This window comes from Streptomyces catenulae (genome assembly GCF_000718015.1).
Classification (GTDB): domain Bacteria; phylum Actinomycetota; class Actinomycetes; order Streptomycetales; family Streptomycetaceae; genus Streptomyces; species Streptomyces catenulae.
Map to the genome: position 1 here is coordinate 25,743 of NZ_JODY01000039.1, position 20,455 is coordinate 46,197.

14 protein-coding genes are annotated in these 20,455 nt (G+C 74.6%); 12 read left to right on the top strand and 2 right to left on the bottom strand.

Annotation, left to right across the window (positions count from 1 at the left end; all coding sequences use genetic code 11):
• Positions 1 to 44 precede the first annotated feature (44 nt).
• From IF23_RS35475 to IF23_RS0127030, 3 genes are all read left to right on the top strand, one after another.
• Positions 45 to 1,487: an FG-GAP-like repeat-containing protein gene (locus IF23_RS35475; RefSeq protein WP_078654295.1), complete on the top strand. Its 1,443-nt coding sequence runs from the start codon at positions 45 to 47 to the stop codon at positions 1,485 to 1,487.
• A gap of 138 nt (positions 1,488 to 1,625) precedes the next feature.
• Positions 1,626 to 3,143 carry a tRNA (N6-isopentenyl adenosine(37)-C2)-methylthiotransferase MiaB gene (miaB, locus tag IF23_RS0127025; RefSeq protein ID WP_211266205.1) on the top strand — a complete coding sequence of 506 codons (1,518 nt, stop codon included), beginning with the start codon at positions 1,626 to 1,628 and terminating at the stop codon, positions 3,141 to 3,143.
• Positions 3,144 to 3,561: 418 nt separating this feature from the next.
• Complete coding sequence (locus IF23_RS0127030; RefSeq protein WP_030288162.1) at positions 3,562 to 4,275, top strand: class III extradiol dioxygenase subunit B-like domain-containing protein; 714 nt, start codon at positions 3,562 to 3,564, stop codon at positions 4,273 to 4,275.
• Positions 4,276 to 4,285: 10 nt separating this feature from the next.
• On the opposite strand, the gene IF23_RS34205 is transcribed toward IF23_RS0127030, so the two are convergent.
• A complete protein-coding gene (locus IF23_RS34205; RefSeq protein WP_051739921.1) occupies positions 4,286 to 5,998 on the bottom strand; it encodes a phosphorothioated DNA-binding restriction endonuclease family protein in 1,713 nt (570 codons plus the stop codon).
• A 217-nt stretch (positions 5,999 to 6,215) separates the two neighbouring features.
• Between IF23_RS34205 and miaA the strand changes: the two genes are divergently transcribed.
• The 6 genes from miaA to hflX all read left to right on the top strand — a co-directional run bounded on the left by miaA (position 6,216) and on the right by hflX (position 14,731).
• Positions 6,216 to 7,154 carry a tRNA (adenosine(37)-N6)-dimethylallyltransferase MiaA gene (miaA, locus tag IF23_RS0127040; RefSeq protein ID WP_030288166.1) on the top strand — a complete coding sequence of 313 codons (939 nt, stop codon included), beginning with the start codon at positions 6,216 to 6,218 and terminating at the stop codon, positions 7,152 to 7,154.
• Between the two features lie 107 nt (positions 7,155 to 7,261).
• Positions 7,262 to 7,861: a hypothetical protein gene (locus tag IF23_RS0127045; protein WP_030288167.1), complete on the top strand. Its 600-nt coding sequence runs from the start codon at positions 7,262 to 7,264 to the stop codon at positions 7,859 to 7,861.
• Between the two features lie 104 nt (positions 7,862 to 7,965).
• Positions 7,966 to 8,841 carry a diaminopimelate epimerase gene (gene dapF, locus IF23_RS0127050; RefSeq protein ID WP_030288169.1) on the top strand — a complete coding sequence of 292 codons (876 nt, stop codon included), beginning with the start codon at positions 7,966 to 7,968 and terminating at the stop codon, positions 8,839 to 8,841.
• A 191-nt stretch (positions 8,842 to 9,032) separates the two neighbouring features.
• Entirely contained in the window at positions 9,033 to 11,276 is a 2,244-nt protein-coding gene (locus IF23_RS0127055) for a RelA/SpoT family protein (protein WP_030288170.1), read from the top strand.
• Between the two features lie 171 nt (positions 11,277 to 11,447).
• Positions 11,448 to 12,977, top strand: a complete 1,530-nt coding sequence (locus tag IF23_RS0127060; RefSeq protein ID WP_078654296.1) for a M1 family metallopeptidase — start codon at positions 11,448 to 11,450, stop codon at positions 12,975 to 12,977.
• A gap of 266 nt (positions 12,978 to 13,243) precedes the next feature.
• Positions 13,244 to 14,731, top strand: a complete 1,488-nt coding sequence (gene hflX / locus IF23_RS0127065; RefSeq protein ID WP_030288173.1) for a GTPase HflX — start codon at positions 13,244 to 13,246, stop codon at positions 14,729 to 14,731.
• Between the two features lie 79 nt (positions 14,732 to 14,810).
• Here the strand turns inward: hflX and IF23_RS0127070 are convergent, their stop codons facing one another.
• The gene (locus IF23_RS0127070) at positions 14,811 to 16,031 is read right to left on the bottom strand and encodes a trypsin-like serine peptidase (protein ID WP_211266206.1); all 1,221 of its coding nucleotides are present in this window, start codon (positions 16,029 to 16,031) and stop codon (positions 14,811 to 14,813) included.
• Between the two features lie 268 nt (positions 16,032 to 16,299).
• On the opposite strand from IF23_RS0127070, the gene IF23_RS0127075 reads away from it, so the two are divergent.
• The 3 genes from IF23_RS0127075 to IF23_RS34685 all read left to right on the top strand — a co-directional run bounded on the left by IF23_RS0127075 (position 16,300) and on the right by IF23_RS34685 (position 20,434).
• Positions 16,300 to 17,676 carry a diaminobutyrate--2-oxoglutarate transaminase family protein gene (locus IF23_RS0127075; RefSeq protein ID WP_030288176.1) on the top strand — a complete coding sequence of 459 codons (1,377 nt, stop codon included), beginning with the start codon at positions 16,300 to 16,302 and terminating at the stop codon, positions 17,674 to 17,676.
• A 68-nt stretch (positions 17,677 to 17,744) separates the two neighbouring features.
• A complete protein-coding gene (locus tag IF23_RS34680; protein WP_030288178.1) occupies positions 17,745 to 19,664 on the top strand; it encodes an IucA/IucC family protein in 1,920 nt (639 codons plus the stop codon).
• A gap of 119 nt (positions 19,665 to 19,783) precedes the next feature.
• Complete coding sequence (locus IF23_RS34685; RefSeq protein WP_037679808.1) at positions 19,784 to 20,434, top strand: GNAT family N-acetyltransferase; 651 nt, start codon at positions 19,784 to 19,786, stop codon at positions 20,432 to 20,434.
• Positions 20,435 to 20,455: the final 21 nt, after the last annotated feature.

A 20,455-nucleotide genomic window follows, 5' to 3' on the forward strand; every position in this document is an offset into this window, starting at 1 on the left:
CCAGGCGTAGGGACTACGCGAACCACTGATCTCCAGGAGGCCGAGTGCGCAAGCGCACCAGGGGAGCGATAGCCGCAGGCGTGGGAGTCGTCGTCGTGGGGGCGCTCGCCGTCACCGCGGGCGCCGTCACGTCCGGCGGCAGCGATCCCGGCAGCACCCCCCGGGCAGCCGCCAAGAAGACCGTGCTGAAGGAGGACTTCAACGGCGACGGCTACAACGACCTCGTCATCGGCGCCCCCGCGACGGGCGGCGAACCCGGATACCTCACCGTGGTCTACGGATCCGCGCACGGACCGGACCCGGCGACCCGCACCGTCCTCGACACCGCGTCGCTGGGCATCCCGTCCCTGGAGGGCAAGTTCCCCGACGCGCTGGTCGCGCGGGACCTCGACGGCGACGGGGTCACCGACCTCGCCGTCGTGGTGGCCGGGGGCACGGGGGACACCACCGTCGCCCTGTGGGGCACCAAGGGCAAGGGCCTGAGCGGCGACGGCGCCGTCGTGCTGGGCCACGCCGGCCAGATCGTGGGCGGCGACTTCAACGGCGACGGCCACCAGGACCTCTTCACCACCGCGTCCGGGGACGAGAAGCGGGCCAAGCTGCTCCAGGGCCCGTTCACCCGGGACGGCAAGCCCGCGCACGAGCAGACCGTGTCGGTCGCCGACGGCGACTCCGAGGTGCTGTCGCTGACCGCGGGCGACCTCAACGGCGACGGCGCCGACGACGTGTTCGTCGCCCGCTCCATGGAGGAGTCGTCCCGCCCCGGCGCCGTCCTCCTCGGCGGCCCCAAGGGGCTGACCAAGCAGACCGACAAGGGCCCCGAGGCGCTCCCCGCCACCATGGGCGATTTCAACGGCGACGGCCGCGCGGACCTCGCCTGGCGCGAGGCGCCGGGCGGCATCATCGAGGGCCCCTGGACCGACTCCGGCACCGTCAAGGTCCGCTACGGCACCGCCTCCGGCCTCGGCAGCCGCACCGACACCTTCACCCAGGCCACGCCCGGCGTGCCCGGGGCGAACGAGCAGGGTGACGTCTTCGGCGCGTCCCTCACCGCCGGTGACACCGACGGCGACGGCCGCGACGAACTGGCCGTCGGCGTGCCCGGCGAGTCCGTCGGCACCAAGAAGCAGGCCGGTTCCGTGGTGCTGCTCAAGGGCTCCGACAAGGGCCTGACCGGCACCGGCGCGGTCGCCTTCAGCCAGGACAGCCCCGGCGTGCCCGGTGTCGCCGAGGCGGGCGACATGTTCGGCGCCGGTGTGCGGCTGCTGGACACCGACGGCGACGGCCACGCCGACCTGGCGGCCTCCGGCCCCGGTGAGAACGACCGGCACGGCGCCGTCTGGTCCGTCCCGACCGGCGACCCGGCCCACGGCGGCGTGACCTCGTTCGCCCCCGCCGACGTCGGCGCCCCGGCGCACCCCGCGCTCTTCGGCGACGTCTTCGGCGGCTCGACGCCCTCGACCTTCTGGGGCCTCGACGAGAGCTGACGACCCCGTGCGCAGCGGCCCCCGCCCCCTTCGGGCGGGGGCCGCCGCGTACCGTGCGCGGGGCGCCCCGCGCGCCCGCACGGGGCCCGCCCCGTCGCCGTGGGAGAGCCGCCGCCCGCACCCCCTTACCCTTGTGGGGTGACCAGCAGCAGTGACCGGAGTAATGACGTGGGCGTTGAGCGAAGCTACGAGATCCGCACCTACGGGTGCCAGATGAACGTCCACGACTCCGAACGGCTCTCGGGCCTGCTGGAGGACGCCGGATACGTCCGCGCCCCCAAGGACGCCGACGGCGCCGACGTCGTCGTCTTCAACACCTGCGCGGTCCGCGAGAACGCCGACAACCGCCTCTACGGCAACCTCGGCCAGCTCGCCCCGAAGAAGGCGGCCCGCCCCGGCATGCAGATCGCCGTCGGCGGCTGCCTCGCCCAGAAGGACCGCGACACCATCGTCAAGAAGGCCCCCTGGGTCGACGTGGTCTTCGGCACGCACAACATCGGCAAGCTGCCGGTCCTCCTGGAGCGCGCCCGCGTCCAGGAGGCGGCGCAGGTCGAGATCGCCGAGTCGCTGGAGGCGTTCCCCTCGACGCTGCCGACCCGCCGCGAGAGCGCGTACGCAGCCTGGGTCTCCATCTCCGTCGGCTGCAACAACACCTGCACCTTCTGCATCGTCCCGGCGCTGCGCGGCAAGGAGAAGGACCGCCGCCCCGGCGACATCCTCGCCGAGATCGAGGCGCTGGTCTCCGAGGGCGTCTCCGAGATCACCCTGCTCGGCCAGAACGTCAACGCCTACGGTTCCGACATCGGCGACCGTGAGGCGTTCAGCAAGCTGCTGCGCGCCTGCGGCCGGATCGAGGGCCTGGAGCGGGTCCGCTTCACCTCCCCGCACCCGCGCGACTTCACCGACGACGTCATCGCCGCGATGGCCGAGACCCCGAACGTCATGCCGCAGCTGCACATGCCGCTCCAGTCCGGCTCCGACCGCGTCCTGAAGGCGATGCGCCGCTCGTACCGCCAGGAGCGCTTCCTCGGCATCATCGAGAAGGTCCGCGCCGCCATGCCGGACGCCGCGCTCTCCACCGACATCATCGTCGGCTTCCCCGGGGAGACCGAGGAGGACTTCGAGCAGACCCTCCACACGGTCCGCGAGTCCCGCTTCGCCCAGGCGTTCACCTTCCAGTACTCCAAGCGCCCCGGCACCCCCGCCGCCGAGATGGACGACCAGATCCCCAAGGAGGTCGTCCAGGAGCGGTACGAGCGTCTCGTCGCCCTCCAGGAGGAGATCTCCTGGGAGGAGAACAAGAAGCAGGTCGGCCGCACCCTGGAGGTCATGGTCGCCGAGGGCGAGGGCCGCAAGGACGACGCCACCCGCCGCCTCTCCGGCCGCGCCCCCGACAACCGTCTCGTCCACTTCACCCGCCCCGAGGAGCCGGTCCGCCCCGGCGACACGGTGACCGTCGACATCACCTACGCCGCCCCGCACCACCTCCTCGCCGAGGGCCCCGTCTCCGCGGTCCGCCGCACCGCCGCCGGGGACGCCTGGGAACGCCGCAACGCCGCCCCGGCCGCCAAGCCCGCCGGCGTCATGCTGGGCCTCCCCTCCATCGGCGCCCCGACCGCAGCCCCGGCCCCGACGGGCGGCTGCGGCTGCGACTGACGGGGCACGCCCGGGAGCACCCGCGCCGTCGCGCGCCGCTCCGGGACAGACTCCGAGCATTTCCGGGACGGGCTGCCGTGGGGCGGCCCGTCCCGCTGCGTCCGGGGCACGCGCTCCGGGGGCACACGAGGCGCTCCGGGGCAGGCCGCCCTGTGCGGGCTCTGGGGCGGGGGCGGCTTCGTTCCGCCGTGCGTGGGCTTCTGGGGCGGGGCGGGCGGTTTCCCTCCGCGGTGTGCGGGCTTCCGGGTCGGGGCGGGCGGTTTCCCTCCGTGGTGCGCGGGGTCCGGGTCGGAGCGGGCGACTTCCCTCCGCCGTGCGCAGGCCCCAGGCCGGGGCGGGTGGCTTCCCCTCCGCCGTGCGCGGCCCCCGGTCGGAGCGGGCGGCCTCCCTCCGCCCTGCGCGGGCTACGCTGCTCGGCATGCTCGTAGCCGCCGCCCTGTGCCCGTGCCCGCCCCTGCTCGTCCCCGAGGTCGCCGCCGGTGCCGCGGGTGAGCTGGACCCGCTCCGCGCCGCCTGCCGGGAGGCCGTCGACGCCCTCGCCGCGGCCCGCCCGGACCGGCTGGTCGTCGTCGGGCCCACGGACGGGGCCGGAGCGGGGCCGTACCCGCAGGGCGCCACCGGCTCGTTCCGGGGCTTCGGCGTGGACCAGGAGGTCGGCCTGGGCACCGCGCCGCACCCGCCGGGGCCCCCGCTGCCCCCCTCCCTGTCCGTCGGCGCCTGGCTGCTCGCCCACGCCACCCCCGTCGACGCCCCCGTGACGGGCCTGGGCGTGGACGGCGCCCTCGCCCCGGAGGACTGCCTGGAGGCGGGCCGCGAGCTGGCCGCCTCGGCTCCCCGGGTGGCGCTCCTGGTGATGGGCGACGGCAGCGCCTGCCGCACGGTCAAGGCCCCCGGCTACCACGACGAACGCGCCGCCGACTACGACGCCGCCCTCGCCCGCGCCCTGGCCACCGCCGACACCGACACCCTCGCCGCCCTCACCCCTGCCCTGGCCACCACCCTCCAGTCAACCGGCCGCGCCCCCTGGCAACTCCTCACCGGCGCCGCCCGCGCGAGCACCCCCCTCCGGGGAACCCTGCGCTATGACGAGGCCCCGTACGGGGTGGGGTACTTCGTGGCGTCCTGGGGGTAGGGGCGGGCGGTCACGCCGACGCGGTGTCGCCCTCCTCGGCACCGCGTCCGGACTCCCTGCCGCAGAGCGCCCGGTGGTAGCGGAGATACGCCGCGTCGATCCGGTGTTTCTCGTGACGGCGGAGCACTCCTGCGCGGGTGCCGTCCGCCGTCTCCCGTACGACGTCGTCGGCGTCCACGTAGAGAGCCAGCGTGTCGAACCTGACGTGGTCGTTCGGGCACAGGACGAGCAGATTGGACAGCACGTCGGGACCGTTGTGCGGCTGCCCCAGGCCCCTGATGTGCGCGGCCTGGCTGTAGGTGCCGGTGCGGGTCCGCAGCTGCAGATCGCAGAACTGGCACCTGTCGTGGTGCAGGTTCTTCACCGTGCGGACGAGCGCCGGATCACGGACGACGCGTGAGGTGACGTCCGTGCGCCGTGCGGCGGGCCCCGCGCTCCCGGTGCTCTCCTCGTCCGGCACGGTGCCGGACGCGGTCGTGTAGCCGGACAGCTCCAGGCGGGCCAGCAGGGCATCCTGGTCGACGTCGTCGAGAAAGGTCTCCCGCAGCACCGCGATGGCTTCGGACCGCACGACGTCGTCGCCGAGCAGGCGCTCGGCCTGCTCGCTCAGCCCGGCCTCGGCACCGAACCTGTCGAACGTCGCTGCACGGATGGCGGCGGTGTGCTCGGGCGGAACCCCGTTGACCTCCCACAGTCGACTCGTGCGCAGATGCCAGAACGGGTACTCGGGCGTGACGGACGATCCCGGAGCGCCGAACTCGGCCATCAGCCCTCCCACCTCCTCCCGGAACCGGGGCCACGGCGCACGAGGGGGCTCCCCGGCAGCCACCTTGGAGATCCCCCACAGCACCGCCAGCGGCTTGTGCCTGCTCGGTCGTCCGTTGTTCTGGTGGACCTTGAGGGTGCGGAGCCGTTCGATCAACAGGTCCGAGGTGAGCTCCTCGAGAACCCCGGGCGGCCCGGGAGCGGCCGGGCGGGAGCCACCGGACTGCCGCGGCTCGGGCACGGACGCCGTCGATTCGGGCTCGCTCCCGGATCCTGGGAGGCCCTCGCCCACGGTGGGCCGGGACGGCCGATGCCGTACCCGGTGGAGCGCGGTGTGTCCTTCCTCCACCCAGCGCTGCCAGGAGTGCGGGGCGTACGCCAGAGTGTCGCGGGTCGACATCCCAGGGGTGCCCCGCGACTCGATCCAGGTCCAGTCGAGTCGGTCGTCCTCCGCGGACAGGTCCAGGAGGGAGAGGTCGTAGCAGTAGTTCGGCCAGGGCCGACCGCCGTCCTCCGCCATCACCTTCTCGACGGTCTCGATGACCGCGACGCCACAGAACCGGACGTAGCCCTTGTGCGTTCCGTTGCGCGCCACCGAGGTGAAGACCAGCAGCGGTGCCGCTGCCGCTCTCCCCTCCTCGTCGTCGGAACGGTGGTCCTGCACCGCCTGGAGCAGGACCGCATTGCCCTGGGTGCGCCCCACGGGCTCCGTGTGCGTGGCCCGGTGATCACCGAAGTAGCGGATACGGCCGTTGTCCAGGTCGAACACGTCGTGCCAGGGCGTCTCGGCGGAACCGGCCTTCAGGGGGCTGGAGCGGATCAGGATCGCCGGACGGCGCAGTCTGCCGTCCGCCTTGACCTTGGCGATCGGGTTGATGCCTTTGCTCAGCTGTATCTGTGGAAGGACCGCGGAGGCCGTCGCGTGATGGATGTTCGGGTACCCCTGGACAACGGCCACCGACGGGTCCGTGACCCGCCCCGCCCGGAATACCTCGCCGACTCTCAACCGATTCCCCACCGAACCCCCTGGCGTCGTCAGAACGATCGTACGATCGTGCCAGGTCACCGCCGCCACCGTTCCTCCGGGGCACGGCACCGGAAGCGGGAAGACCGCCCGGCGTCGCCCCACCCGCCCCGGCACCCCGTTCGGTGTGAGGTTTGGGAGACTGGGTGCCGTGAACACCGCAGTCCCCGCTCCGCGGGTCATCGCCGTTGTCGGGCCCACCGCGGCCGGGAAGTCCGATCTGGGGGTCGCGCTCGCCGCGCACCTGGGCGGCGAGGTGATCAACGCCGACTCCATGCAGCTCTACCGCGGAATGGACATCGGTACCGCCAAGCTCACCGAGGAGGAGCGGCAGGGCGTGCCGCACCGGCTCCTCGACATCTGGGACGTCACCCGCGCCGCCAACGTCGCCGAGTACCAGCGCCTGGCGCGCGCCGAGATCGACCGGCTGCTCGCCGAGGGCCGCACGCCGGTCCTCGTCGGCGGCTCCGGGCTGTACGTACGCGGCGCCCTCGACGCCCTGGAGTTCCCCGGTACCGACCCGGAGGTCCGGGCGCGGCTGGAGGCGGAGCTGGCCGAGCACGGCAGCGGGGTGCTGCACGCCCGGCTCGCCGCCGCCGACCCGGAGGCCGCCCGCGCGATCCTGCCCGGCAACGGCCGCCGCATCGTGCGCGCCCTGGAGGTCATCGAGATCACCGGGCGCCCCTTCACCGCCAACCTCCCCGGTCATGAAGGGGTCTACGACACCCTCCAGATCGGCGTCGGCGTCGAGCGGCCGGAGCTGAACGACCGCATCGCCCGCCGTGTCGACCGCATGTGGGAGGACGGACTCGTCGACGAGGTGCGCGCCCTGGAGGCCATCGGTCTGCGCGAGGGCCGCACCGCCTCCCGCGCCCTCGGCTACCAGCAGGTCCTCGCCCACCTGGCGGGGGAGTGCACCGAAGCGGAGGCGCGGGAGGAGACCGTACGGGCCACGAAGCGGTTCGCCCGGCGGCAGGACTCGTGGTTCCGCCGCGACCCCCGGGTGCACTGGCTCAGCGGCGCCGACGGCGACCGCGCGGAACTGCCCCGGCACGCGCTTGCGCTCCTCGAACGACCGGTCACAGCCTGATCACGTCATGGCATCGGGACGCTCCGCCCGTCATCGGGGCCCCTGAGCCCGTGTCATCATCAACCGTCGATCGAGCGTGCAGTCTGTAGTGGGGAGGGCGCGTGGCAATGGAGGCCGGCCCTCGTAACGGAGCGCAGCACCCGGACCGGCACGGCACCGGCACGGCGCCGCGCGACGGTGACGCCCCGACCCCGCACCCCGCGCACCCGGGGGACGCCGACGACGCCCCGTACGCGGTCCCCGGCGAGCGTGCCGGGCACGCCGACGCCCTTCCGGAACCGGACGGCCCCGGTCTGCAGGCCCCGCACAGCCCCGCGCTGGACGGCTCCGACGGGCCCGACGCCGAGGAGCCGGCCGCCGAGGGCGGTGAGTCGTTCCGGGAGCTGCGCCCGCCGCGGCGGCTGCGGCTGTGGCAGCTGGCGCCGGTCGTGGTGCTCGCCGCCGTCGGCTCCCTGATGTTCGCCTTCCCCCTCGCCTTCGAGTTCGGCGGCGACGGCGGCGCGCCCATCGCCATGCTCGGCCTGCTGCTGTGCTGCTGCGCCGCGGGCTGGGGCATGATGGCCGCCCGCCGCGTTGGGTACACCTGGCCCGGCCTGCCCACCCGCGGCTCCGGCCGCCGCGCGAGCTGGCGCGTGGTGCTCGCCTACACCGCCGTGGTGGTCGTGCCCACGGCCCTCGCCATCTGGCGCGTCACCCGCCTGCGCTGACCCACGGGGCGGCCGCCCCACCGCGGCGCCGCGCGCCCCGTGCGCCGCCCCCGTGCCCGTTGCCCCGCGCGCCGGACTGCCCCCGTGGCCCGTACGATTCAGGGGTGAGCACCGCAGCGCGTATCGACTTCCTCAAGGGCCACGGCACCGAGAACGACTTCGTGATCGTTCCGGACCCGGAGGGCCGCCTCGACCTGACCGCCGCCGAGGTCGCCCGGGTCTGCGACCGGCGCGCCGGGATCGGCGCCGACGGTGTGCTGCGCGTCGTGCGCGCCGCCGCCCACCCCGAGGCGCGAGCGATGGCCGACGAGGCCGAGTGGTTCATGGACTACCGCAACGGCGACGGCTCGGTCGCCGAGATGTGCGGCAACGGCGTCCGCGTCTTCGCCCGCTACCTCCTCCACGCCGGGCTGGCCGAGGCCGGTGACCTCGCCGTCGCCACCCGCGCCGGGATCCGCCGGGTGCATGTCGCCAAGACCGGTGACGTCACCGTCGGCATGGGCCGCGCCGAGCTGCCCGAGGGCGCCGCCGAGATCACCGTGGGTGAGCGCACCTGGCCGTCCCGGAACGTCAACATGGGCAACCCGCACGCCGTCGCCTTCGTCGAGGACCTGGCGCACGCCGGGAATCTGCTCGACGCCCCGGGCGTCGCCCCCGCCGCGGTCTACCCGGAGGGCGTCAACGTCGAGTTCGTCGTCGACCGCGGACCGCGCCATGTCGCGATGCGGGTGCACGAGCGCGGCTCCGGCGAGACCCGCTCCTGCGGCACCGGCGCGTGCGCCGTCGCCGTCGCCACCGCCCGCCGGGACGGCGCCGACCCGGCGCTGACCGGCACCCCCGTCACGTACACCGTCGACGTCCTCGGCGGCACCCTGGAGATCACCGAACTGCCCGACGGCACGGTGGAGATGACCGGGCCCGCCGTCATCGTCGCCGAGGGGACCCTCGATCCCGCCTGGCTCGCCGGGGGAGCCGCCTGACCGTACGCCGCCGCACCGTCGCCCTCCCAAGACACGGCCGTCACCGGGAAGTTCGCTCGAACGGGTGATCCGTTTCGTAGGGGGGAGGGGGCGGGCGAACGGCGCGTGGTGGGCTCGGTAGCATCAACCACCGGCCCGGCCGCTCAACCGACGGCGCCTGACCGCCGGTCGACTCGCTGCCGGAGGTGCCCATGAGCGCAGAGGCCACGAACCCTGGAAACCCGGACACGGCCCGGAGCCGCCGTGGTCTGCCCCGCCCCGCACTGCGCGGACTGCGCCGGATCGGCCGGGCCGCACTGCTCGGCCCGGCGCCGCGCGGCGGTCTCCCCGATGCGCTGGAACACGTCGCCAAGGTGCACCGCGGCCACCATCCGCACGCCGATCTCGCGATCCTCGCCAAGGCGTACACGCTCGCGGAGTCCTCGCACCGCGGCCAGATGCGGAAAAGCGGCGAACCTTACATCACCCACCCGCTCGCGGTGACCCTGATTCTCGCCGAACTCGGCGCCGAGACCACCACGTTGACCGCCTCGCTGCTCCACGACACCGTCGAGGACACCGAGGTGACGCTCGACCAGGTACGGGCGGAGTTCGGCGCCGAGGTCCGCTATCTCGTGGACGGCGTCACCAAGCTGGAGAAGGTCGACTACGGGGCGGCCGCGGAGCCGGAGACGTTCCGCAAGATGCTCGTCGCCACCGGCCACGACGTCCGGGTGATGTCCATCAAGCTCGCCGACCGGCTGCACAACATGCGCACCCTCGGCGTGATGCGCCCGGAGAAACAGGTCCGGATCGCCAAGGTCACCCGCGACGTCCTCATCCCGCTCGCCGAACGCCTCGGCGTCCAGGCCCTCAAGAGCGAGCTGGAGGACCTGGTCTTCGCGATCCTGCACCCGGAGGAGTACGCCACCACCCGCCGCCTGCTGCGCGAGCACGCCGGTCGCCCCGATCCGCTCGCCGCGCTCGCCACCCGGATGCGTACGGTCCTGACCGACGCCGGGATCGACGCGGAGGTCCGGCTGCGCCCCCGCCACCTGGTCTCGGTGCACCGGGTGCGGCGGGCCCGCGGCGAGCTGACCGGCGCGGACCTGGGGCGGATCCTGGTGCTGGTGCCCGAGGACGCCGACTGCTACGCGGTCCTGGGGGAGCTGCACACCTGCTTCACGCCCGTCGTCTCGGAGTTCAAGGACTTCATCGCGGCGCCCAAGTTCAACCTCTACCAGTCGCTGCACACCGCGGTGGCGGGCGAGGCGGGCGAGATCGCGGAAACGTTGATCCGCACCCACCAGATGCACCACGTCGCCGAGGCGGGGGTGATCGCGCTGGGCAATCCGTACGCCCCGGCGGCCGGTGCGGAGACCGCGGAGGACGAGCGGGCCGACCCGACGCGCCCCGGCTGGCTCTCCCGCCTCCTGGAGTGGCAGAGCGCCACCCCCGACTCGGAGACCTTCTGGGCCTCGCTCCGCGACGACCTCGCCCAGGACCGCGAGATCACCGTCTTCTGCCCCGGGGACGTCCCCCCGGGCGGCCGGACGGCGGGCGCCCGGCCCGTCGGGCTGCCCGCCGGGTCGAGCTGTGTGGACGGTGCGTACGCCCTGCACGGCGAGGACGCGCACCGCTGTATCGGCGCCCGGGTCAACGGGCGGCTGGCGACCCTCTCCACGGTGCTGCACGACGGCGACAGCCTCCAACTGCTGCTGGGCCCCGACGCGGCCGCCGGTCCGTCCCCGGAGTGGCTGGACCACACCCGCACCCCGGCCGCCCGCCTCGCCATCAGCCGCTGGCTGGCGGCGCGCGACGGGCAGCCGGGCACGGGGGACGTACCGGGGGAGGGCGCGTCGACTACGGACGGCGCCCCCGCCGCCGTCGACGCGCCCTCCCCGGCCGCCCCGGAGGCGGACGACGGAGGGGCGCACGAGGCCGCGCCGGGCGCCCCGGAGGCCGACGACCCCGTCCCGGAGGCGCTCGCCGTGGACGGGCTGCCCGGGGCCGCCGTCCGGCTGGCCGGTTGCTGTACGCCCGTGCCGCCCGACCCGGTCACCGGCTTCGCCGTACGGGGCGGCAACGTCACCGTGCACCGCGCCCTGTGCCCCGTGGGAGCCCGGATGGCCGCCACCGGGCGGGAGCCCGTCGGGGTGCGCTGGCACGGCACCGGACCGGCCGGACACGGCTGCCGGGTCAGGCTCCGCGCCGAGTCGTTCAGCCGCCCCCACCTGCTCGCCGACCTCACCGAGGCCATCGCCGTCCAGGGCGCCGCCGTCATCTCCGCCGCCGTCGAGCCCCCCTACGAGCAGCGCGTCCGCCACACCTACACGCTCCGGCTGCCGGACGCCGCCGCGCTGCCCGCCCTGCTGCGCGCCATGCGCCAGGTGCCGGGCGTCTACGACGTCACCCGGGAGGGCAAGCCCCGCCGGGCCCCGGCGCCGCGCACCTGACCACCGCCGCGCAGGGGCGCGCCCGCCCGGGAACGCGCCCCACGCGCACACCGAACACACCCCCGCCGCACGCCTGCGTATACGGGCCCCGGCGTGCCGTCCGCCGCCCGTTCGGGTGCCAAGGGGGAGAGCCGCCACCGGGGGAGCGGGCGGCGCTGGTAGCCGTGGCCCATGCTGCTTACCCCCTACCTCCGGCGCCGTCCGCGCACGGCGCGCTCCGAGCCGCCGCCGCGCCCCCGGGACGGCGGACGCACCGTGCGCCGTGGCCGCCGCGCCACCGCCCTCGTCCTGGCCGCCGTCGCCGCCCTCGGCGCCGCCGCGCCCCCGGCGCCCGGCCCGGAGGGCATCGGCGACCGGCTCTTCCCGCAGCTCGGCAACCCCGGCTACGACGTCCTCGGGTACGACATCGCCCTCGACTACAGCGGCCACAACGACCGGCCGCTGCCCGCCGTCACCACCGTCACGGCCCGCGCCACCGCCACGCTCGACCACGTCAACCTCGACTTCGCCCGCGGCACCGTCTCCTCCGTCACCGTCGGCGGGCTCCCCGCGCGCTTCGCCCGGCGCGGCGAGGACCTCGTGGTCACCCCCGCCGTGCCGGTGCCCGCGGGGGCGCCGCTGCGGATCGTCGTCCACCACACCAGCGACCCCCGGGGCGGCGCCGACGGCGGCTGGATCCGCACCCCCGACGGCCTCGCCATGGCCAACCAGGCGGACGCCGCCCACCGGGTGTTCCCCTGCAACGACCACCCCTCCGACAAGGCGTACGTCACCTTCCACCTCACCGCGCCCCGCGGCGTCACCGCGGTCGCCGGTGGGGTGCCCGTCCCGGGCGGCGACGACGGGCCCCGCCCCACGCGTACCTTCCGCTCCGTCCACCCGGTGGCCACCGAGCTGGCACAGGTCTCCTTCGGGAAGTCCGCCGTCCTCACCCGGCGGGGCCCGCACGGCCTGCCGGTGCGCGACGTGGTGCCCGCCTCCGCCCGCGCCGCCATGGCGCCCTGGCTCGCCCGCACCCCGGCCCAGATCGCCTGGATGGAGCGCCGGGTGGGCCGCTTCCCCTTCCCGCTCTACGGGTTGCTCATCGCCGACACCCGCACCGGTTTCGAGCTGGAGACCCAGACCCTCTCCCTCTTCGAGAAGGGGCTCTTCACCGAGGACCACCGGCCCTCCTGGTACGTCGAGTCGGTGATGGTCCACGAACTGGCCCACCAGTGGTTCGGCGACAGCGTCAGCCCCCGCAGCTGGTCCGACCTCTGGCTCAACGAGGCCCACGCCACCTGGTACGAGGCGCTCTACGCCGAGGAGAAGGGCGGCCGCGGGCAGGCCGCCCTGGCGGACCGGATGCGCCAGGCGTACACCGAGTCGGACGGCTGGCGCGCCGACGGCGGACCGCCCGCCCGGCCGAAGCGCCCCGTCGCCGGACAGAAGATCAGCATCTTCCGCCCGATCGTCTACGACGGCAGCGCCCTGGTCCTGTACGCGCTCCGCCAGAAGATCGGCCCGGCCGCCTTCGACCGCCTGGAGCGCGCCTGGGTCGTCCGGCACCGCGACGGCAACGCCTCCACCGCCGACTTCACCGCCCTCGCCTCCGAGATCTCCGGCCACGACCTCTCCGGCTTCCTGCACGCCTGGCTGTACGACCGCAGGACCCCGCCGATGCCCGGCCACCCGCAGTGGAAGTCCCGCCACGTCACGTGAGCGACCGGGCCCGCCCCGCGCACGGCGCACGGGGCGGGCCCGCCGCCGCTCCGGGATCCGCCGTACCGCCCCGGTGTGCGCCCGTCCGTCGGGAATCGCCGGAAACACCGGGAAACTCGCGTGACGGCCCCCATCGCCCGTGGGACCATCGACGGGTCGACTCCGGCGGCCGGGAATCTCCGGCGCGGTCCGGACGTTGACACCACCGACAGTCCCAGCGCGGCCGACCGGCCTCCCGAGGACTCCCCGACGACACAAAGGATCAAATGACCTCCTCTTCTTCTCTTCCTGCGGACCGCCAGCGCCTCCCCGAGAGCCTCCGGGCCGACGCCCTGATGGAAGAGGACGTCGCCTGGAGCCACGCGGTCGACGAGGAACGGGACGGCGAGCAGTACGACAGGTCGGAGCGCGCCGCCCTGCGCCGCGTCGCCGGGCTGTCCACCGAGCTCGAAGACGTCACCGAGGTCGAGTACCGCCAGCTCCGTCTGGAGCGGGTGGTACTCATCGGCGTCTGGACCTCGGGCACCGCGAGCGACGCGGAGAACTCCCTCGCCGAGCTGGCCGCCCTCGCCGAGACGGCGGGCGCCCTCGTGCTCGACGGCGTCATCCAGCGCCGCGACAAGCCCGACCCGGCCACCTACATCGGCTCCGGCAAGGCGCTGGAGCTGCGGGACATCGTCCTGGAGTCCGGCGCCGACACCGTGGTCTGCGACGGTGAGCTCTCCCCGGGCCAGCTGATCCACCTCGAGGACGTCGTCAAGGTCAAGGTCGTCGACCGCACCGCGCTGATCCTCGACATCTTCGCCCAGCACGCCAAGTCCCGGGAGGGCAAGGCGCAGGTCTCGCTGGCGCAGATGCAGTACATGCTGCCCCGGCTGCGCGGTTGGGGTCAGTCGCTGTCCCGGCAGATGGGTGGCGGTGGCTCCGGTTCGGCGGGCGGCGGGATGGCCACCCGTGGTCCCGGTGAGACCAAGATCGAGACGGACCGGCGCCGGATCCGCGAGAAGATGGCGAAGATGCGCCGGGAGCTCGCGGAGATGAAGACCGGCCGCGACATCAAGCGCCAGGAACGCCGGCGGAACAAGATCCCCTCGGTCGCCATCGCCGGTTACACCAACGCCGGTAAGTCCTCGCTGCTCAACCGCCTCACCGGCGCCGGTGTCCTGGTGGAGAACGCCCTGTTCGCCACCCTGGACCCGACCGTCCGGCGCGCCGAGACCCCCGGCGGGCGGCTCTACACCCTCGCCGACACCGTCGGCTTCGTCCGGCATCTGCCGCACCACCTCGTCGAGGCGTTCCGCTCCACGATGGAGGAGGTCGGCGACTCCGACCTGATCCTGCACGTCGTCGACGGCTCGCACCCGGCGCCCGAGGAGCAGCTCGCCGCCGTCCGCGAGGTCTTCCGCGACGTCGGCGCGGGCGACGTCCCCGAGATCGTCGTCGTCAACAAGGCGGACGCCGCCGATCCGCTGGTCCTCCAGCGGCTGCTGCGCCAGGAGAAGCACGCCCTCGTGGTCTCCGCCCGCACCGGCCAGGGCATGGCCGAGCTGCTGGAGCTGCTCGACGAGGAGATCCCGCGCCCCGAGGTCGAGATCGAGGCGCTGGTCCCCTACACCCAGGGGGCGCTGATCTCCCGGGCGCACGCCGAGGGTGAGGTCATCTCCGAGGAGCACACCGCGGACGGCACGGTCCTCAAGGCCCGCGTCCACCAGGAACTCGCCGCCGAGCTCCAGCCGTTCGTCCCCGCCGCCTGACCGGCGCCGGTACGCACGCCGAAGGGCCGCTCCCCCGAGGGGAGCGGCCCTTCACGCGTATCGGGACGTCAGGGGCGGATCAGCCCTTGGCCGCCCAGCGCTTGCTCATCGCGTTGAACATGTTCCGGGCCTCCGGGCCCAGGTGCGGACCGGCCGCCCACTTGGCCGGACGCGGACCCATCGACATGTTGGAGATCAGCTCCGGCCGCCCGTCGGCGCCCTTCGCGAACCAGGGACCACCGGAGGAACCACCGGTCATGGTACAGCCGATGCGGTACATGGTGGGCTTGGCCGCGTCCATCGACAGACGGGTGGGCCGGTCGGTGCACTGCTCCTGGAGCGCACCGTCGAACGGCGCCTCCGCCGGGTAGCCCTGCGCCGTCAGGCTGGGGATCTTGCTCATCGCGGGCGCGTTGAAGTTGACGGTGTACGCGCCACCGGCCATCTCCTCCAGCGACTTGCCGCTGGAGCCCTCCTCCGGCTTCACATGCATCAGCGCGAAGTCGTACGGCGCCATCGGGACGCCCGGCACCGCGCCGCCGTCCTTGATCCACTCGCTGGAGGTGGCCATGTCGTCGGCCCACCACTTGCCCGCCGGGACGCGGTCCTCGAACGGAGCGGTCTTCATCTCGGCGGCGGACGCGCCGTTCCGGTTGAAGTTCGGCACGAACATCATGTTCCGGTACCAACCGCCGTTCTTACCGGCGTGCACACAGTGCGCGGCCGTCCACACCAGGTTGGACTTGCCGGGGTGCGCCGGGTCCTTCACGACGGTGGCCGAGCACCGCGACTCACCCTCGGGGGTGCTGAAGAGCAGCAGACCCACACCGGGCGCGGTGGAGGTGTACGGCGTCTGCACCTCCCGCGCGGGCACCGCGGCGGGCTCCGGGTCGGTCTTGCCCTGGTCCTCGGAGATGTCCTCGGGCTTGCTCGGGTCCTGCGGCGGCTTGACCTTCTCGATCTTGTCCGGGTTCCAGAAGTCCTTGATGATCGGGTTGATGAACTCGCCGGCCTGCCGGAGCCACTTGTCCCGGTCCCAGTTCTTCCACTCGCCGTTCTTCCACTTGTCCAGGTCGAAGCCGTGCTTCCGCAGCTTCTCCTGGACGTCCTGCGGAATCTTGATCTCGGTGCCGCCCGGGGCGTCCTGCGCCGCGGAGGCACTGGCCTTGGCGTCCGCGTCGCCGTCGGGCCCGCAGGCGGTCGCGGTCAGCGCCACGACGACGGTCAACGCGGCGGCCAGGGCCGGGGAACGGCGGGCGCGCGACGCGGTGCGGCGGGCGGGCGGACGTATGGAACGCATGGGTGAACTCCCCCTGAGACATCGAATTCGAGCTGCTGTGGCACGCCCCGCGCGGCTCTTGTCATGAACCCCAAGCCGCCGGACGCAAGCCCCCACTATGCCGGTGCCGAGGGGGACGGCGTTAGCCGGGCCCCCGGTTCCGGCTGGTAAGGATCTTTCCCACGACCGTGATCCCGCGCCGCGAGCGTCGTTGGTACGTACGGGGGAACGCCGGGCCGCCCGCCGGGCCCCGTGCGCCGTAGCTCAGCATCCGGAGGACACGACCGACGTGGCGTTGACCGAATCCGTACCGACGGCCCCGCCGGGCCACGAGGGGATCCTGCGACGGCAGGCCCAGCGGGAATCCGCGGCCCGCACCTATGCCCGTTCGCTGCCGATCGTTCCGGTGCGCGCCCGCGGGCTGACCGTCGAAGGGGCCGACGGCCGCCGCTATCTCGACTGCCTCTCGGGCGCCGGGACGCTCGCCCTGGGCCACAACCACCCCGTCGTCCTCGAAGCCGTCCGCGCCGTCCTCGACTCCGGCGCCCCGCTGCACGTCCTCGACCTCGCCACCCCGGTCAAGGACGCCTTCGTCACCGAGCTGTTCGCCTCGCTGCCCGCCGAGTTGGCCGAAAACGCGCGGATCCAGTTCTGCGGGCCCGCCGGGACGGACGCCGTCGAGGCCGCCCTCACCCTCGTCCGCACGGCCACCGGCCGGGACGGGCTGATGGCCTTCTCCGGCGCCTACCACGGCATGACGACCGGCGCCCTCGCCGCGTCCGGCGGCGCCCGGCACACCGCCGTGACCCGCCTGCCGTACCCGTACGACTACCGCTGCCCGTTCGGCACCGGCGGCGCCCACGGTGCGGAACTCGGCGCCCGCTGGACGGAATCCCTCCTCGACGACCCCAAGAGCGGGGTGCCCGACCCGGCGGGCCTGATCGTCGAGCCGGTCCAGGGCGAGGGCGGTGTGCTCCCCGCCCCGGACGCCTGGCTGCGGCGGATGCGGGAGATCACCGCGGCGCGCGGCATCCCGCTGATCGTCGACGAGGTCCAGACCGGCGTCGGCCGCACCGGCGCCTTCTGGGCCATCGAGCACAGCGGCATCGTCCCCGACGTCCTCGTCCTGTCGAAGGCGATCGGCGGCAGCCTGCCGCTCGCCGTGATCGTCTACCGCGCGGAACTGGACATCTGGCGGCCCGGTACGCACGCCGGGACCTTCCGCGGCAACCAACTCGCGATGGCCGCCGGACGCGCCACCCTCGCCCACGTCCGCGAGACCGGACTCGACCGGCACGCCGCAGCCCTCGGCGCCCGGATGCTCACCCGGCTCCGGGCACTCGCCGCCGCCCACCCCTGCATCGGCGACGTCCGCGGCCGCGGTCTGATGCTCGGCGTCGAACTGGTCGACCCGGCCGCCGAAGCGGGCCCGGCGGGCGAACTGCCCGCGGACCCCGACCTCGCCGCGGCCGTCCAGCGCGCCTGCCTGGACCGCGGCCTCATCGTCGAACTGGGCGGCCGCCACCAGTCCGTCGTCCGGCTGCTGCCGCCGCTGACCCTCACCGACGAACAGGCCGAGGCGATCCTCGACCGCCTCGCCGACGCCCTGGAGCACGTCCGCACGCTGCCGCCCGGCCCGCGCGGCGGCACCCCGCACACCCCCTAGCCGCAGGGGTCCGCCCCACCCCGGGCGGACCGGCACGCCCTCCCCACCACACAGTGAGGCACCTCCCCATGAACGAACGCCCCGCGACCGACGGGACGCAGACCCCCGAACGCCCCGCCCCCCACCACCCGGACACCTTCGGCCCGGGCGTACCGCGCCAGCAACAGCGGCCCGGCGCCGACCCCGCGCTGCCCCCGGACACCGCACCGCACCTTTGCCCCACGGAGCCCGACCCCCTCGACCACCCCGACCCCGCCTGCGCCGCCGACGCCGCCGCCGTCGAGAGCCTGCTGCGCTGCTGGATCCGCGAGAGCGGCGGCCACCGCCCGGCCGGTGGCCGCCTGCGCATCCCGCTGCACGCCAGCGCCACCGCCCTGCACGTCCCCGTCCGCTACTGGTCGCCCACCGGTCTGCACCGCCTCGGCGCCCCCGCCCTGGAGGGCACCCCGGCCGACGCCGCCCCGCTCGACGCCGTCACCCTCGCCGCACTGCTGCGCCGCGAGGCCGCCCACGGCGCGCCCCGCGGCACCGACACCGCCTGGGGCGACGGCGCCGACCTCGTCGGCCGGGTCGCCTCCTCCGTCCGTACCACCGCCGTCTTCCTCGCCGACCGCCGCGCCCGCCCCGCCGACGCCGGACACTCCCGCTTCCTCGACGGCGAACAGTCCCTCCTCCTCGGCCACCCGCTGCACCCCACCCCCAAGAGCCGCGAGGGCCTCACCGACGCCGAACACCACGCCTACGCGCCCGAGTTGCGCGGCGGCTTCACCCTGCACTGGATGGCCGTCCACCCCTCGGTCCTCGCCGCCGACTCCGCCTGGACCGAACGCGGCCGGACCGTCCCCGCCGACCGGCTCGCCCACGCCCTCGCCGCCGGTGCCCCGACCCCGCCCGACGGCACCGTCCCGCTGCCGCTCCACCCCTGGCAGGCCCGCGATCTCGCCACCCGCCCCGAGGTCGCCGCCCTCCTCGACGCCGGTGCCCTCACCGACCTGGGGCCGGGCGGCGAGACCTGGTACCCGACCTCCTCGGTCCGCACCGTGTGCCGCCCCGGCTCGGACGCGATGCTCAAGCTCTCCCTCGGGCTGCGGATCACCAACTCCCGCCGGGAGAACCTCCGTAAGGAACTGCTCCGCGGCGTCGAGATGCACCGGCTGCTGCGCACCGGCCTCGCCGCCGACTGGCAGGCCGTCCACCCCGGCTTCGACATCATCCGCGACCCGGCCTACCTCGCCGTCGACGGACCGGACGGCGCCCCCGTCCAGGGCCTGGACGCCGTCGTCCGCCACCATCCCTTCCGCCCCGGCGACGACGCGGTCTGCCTGGCCGGGCTCACCTCGCCCCGGCCCTGGCCCGGCCGCCCCGCGATGCGCTCCCGTCTCGCCGTCCTCGTCACCGCCCTCGGCGCACGGACCGGCCGGACCCCCGCCGCCGTCGCCACCGAATGGTTCCTGCGCTACCTCGAAGCCGTCGTCCGGCCCGTCCTGTGGCTCGACGGCACCGCAGGCGTCGCCCTGGAGGCCCACCAGCAGAACACCCTGGTCCTCCTCGACGCCGACGGCTGGCCCGCGGGCGGCCGCTACCGCGACAACCAGGGCTACTACTTCCGCACCTCGCGGTGGGACCAGCTCACCGCCCGGCTGCCCGGGCTCGGCGAGGCCAGCGACACCTTCGTCCCCGACGACGTCACCGACGAACGCTTCGCCTACTACCTCGCCATCAACAACGTCCTCGGCCTCATCGGGGCCTTCGGCGCCGAACACCTGGTCCGCGAGGAGGTCCTGCTCGCCGCCTTCCGCCACTTCCTCGCCGACGCCGCCACCGCGCCCGCCGCCCACCGCTCCCGCCTGCCGGAGCTGCTGCTGACCACCCGCACCCTGCGCTGCAAGGCCAATCTGGCCACCCGGCTGCACGGTCTCGACGAACTCGTCGGCCCCGTCGACACCCAATCCGTCTACCTCGCCATGCCCAACCCCCTGGTCCCCTAGGGCCGTTCCTCCGACCCCCGCACACCCCGGGGCGCGGCGCACCCGCCACCCGCCCCGGCCCGCCCGCCCCGGGGCCGCGTCGATCCGCGGCCCCGGGGCCACGAGAGGAGAGCGCCGCCGTGCCCCCCACCGAATCCGGCTCCGGCACCACCCCCGTCCGGCAGCTGCCGCGCGCCCCGGAGCCGCCCGCCGGACCCGCCGGGCCGCTCCTCGACGGGCTCGCCGACTGGCCGCCCGCCCGGACCGCCGAGGGGCCGTTCGCCCTCGTCCCCGTGGACCCCGTCGCCGACCTCGCCCGCATCGCGGCGTGGATGAACGATCCGGCGGTCGCGGCCTATTGGGAACTGACCGGCCCCGCCGAGGTCACCGCGGCACATCTGCGCCCCCAACTCACCGGCGACGGCCGCAGCGTCCCCTGCCTCGGCGTCCTGGCGGGCGTCCCGATGAGCTACTGGGAGGTCTACCGCGCCGACCTCGATCCGCTCGCCCGCCACTACCCGGCCCGCCCGCACGACACCGGACTCCACCTCCTCCTCGGCGCGGACCACCGGGGACGCGGCCTCGGCACGGCCCTGCTGCGCGCCGTCACCGACCTCGTCCTCGCCCACCGCCCGCGCTGCACCCGTGTCGTCGCCGAACCCGACGTCCGCAACACCCCCTCCGTCTCCGCCTTCCTCGCCGCCGGATTCCGGTACGACGGCGAACTCGCCCTGCCCGACAAACGCGCGGCGCTGATGATCCGCGACCGCCACCCCCTCGACCCGCTCTGACCCGGGGCCGTCCACCGACGG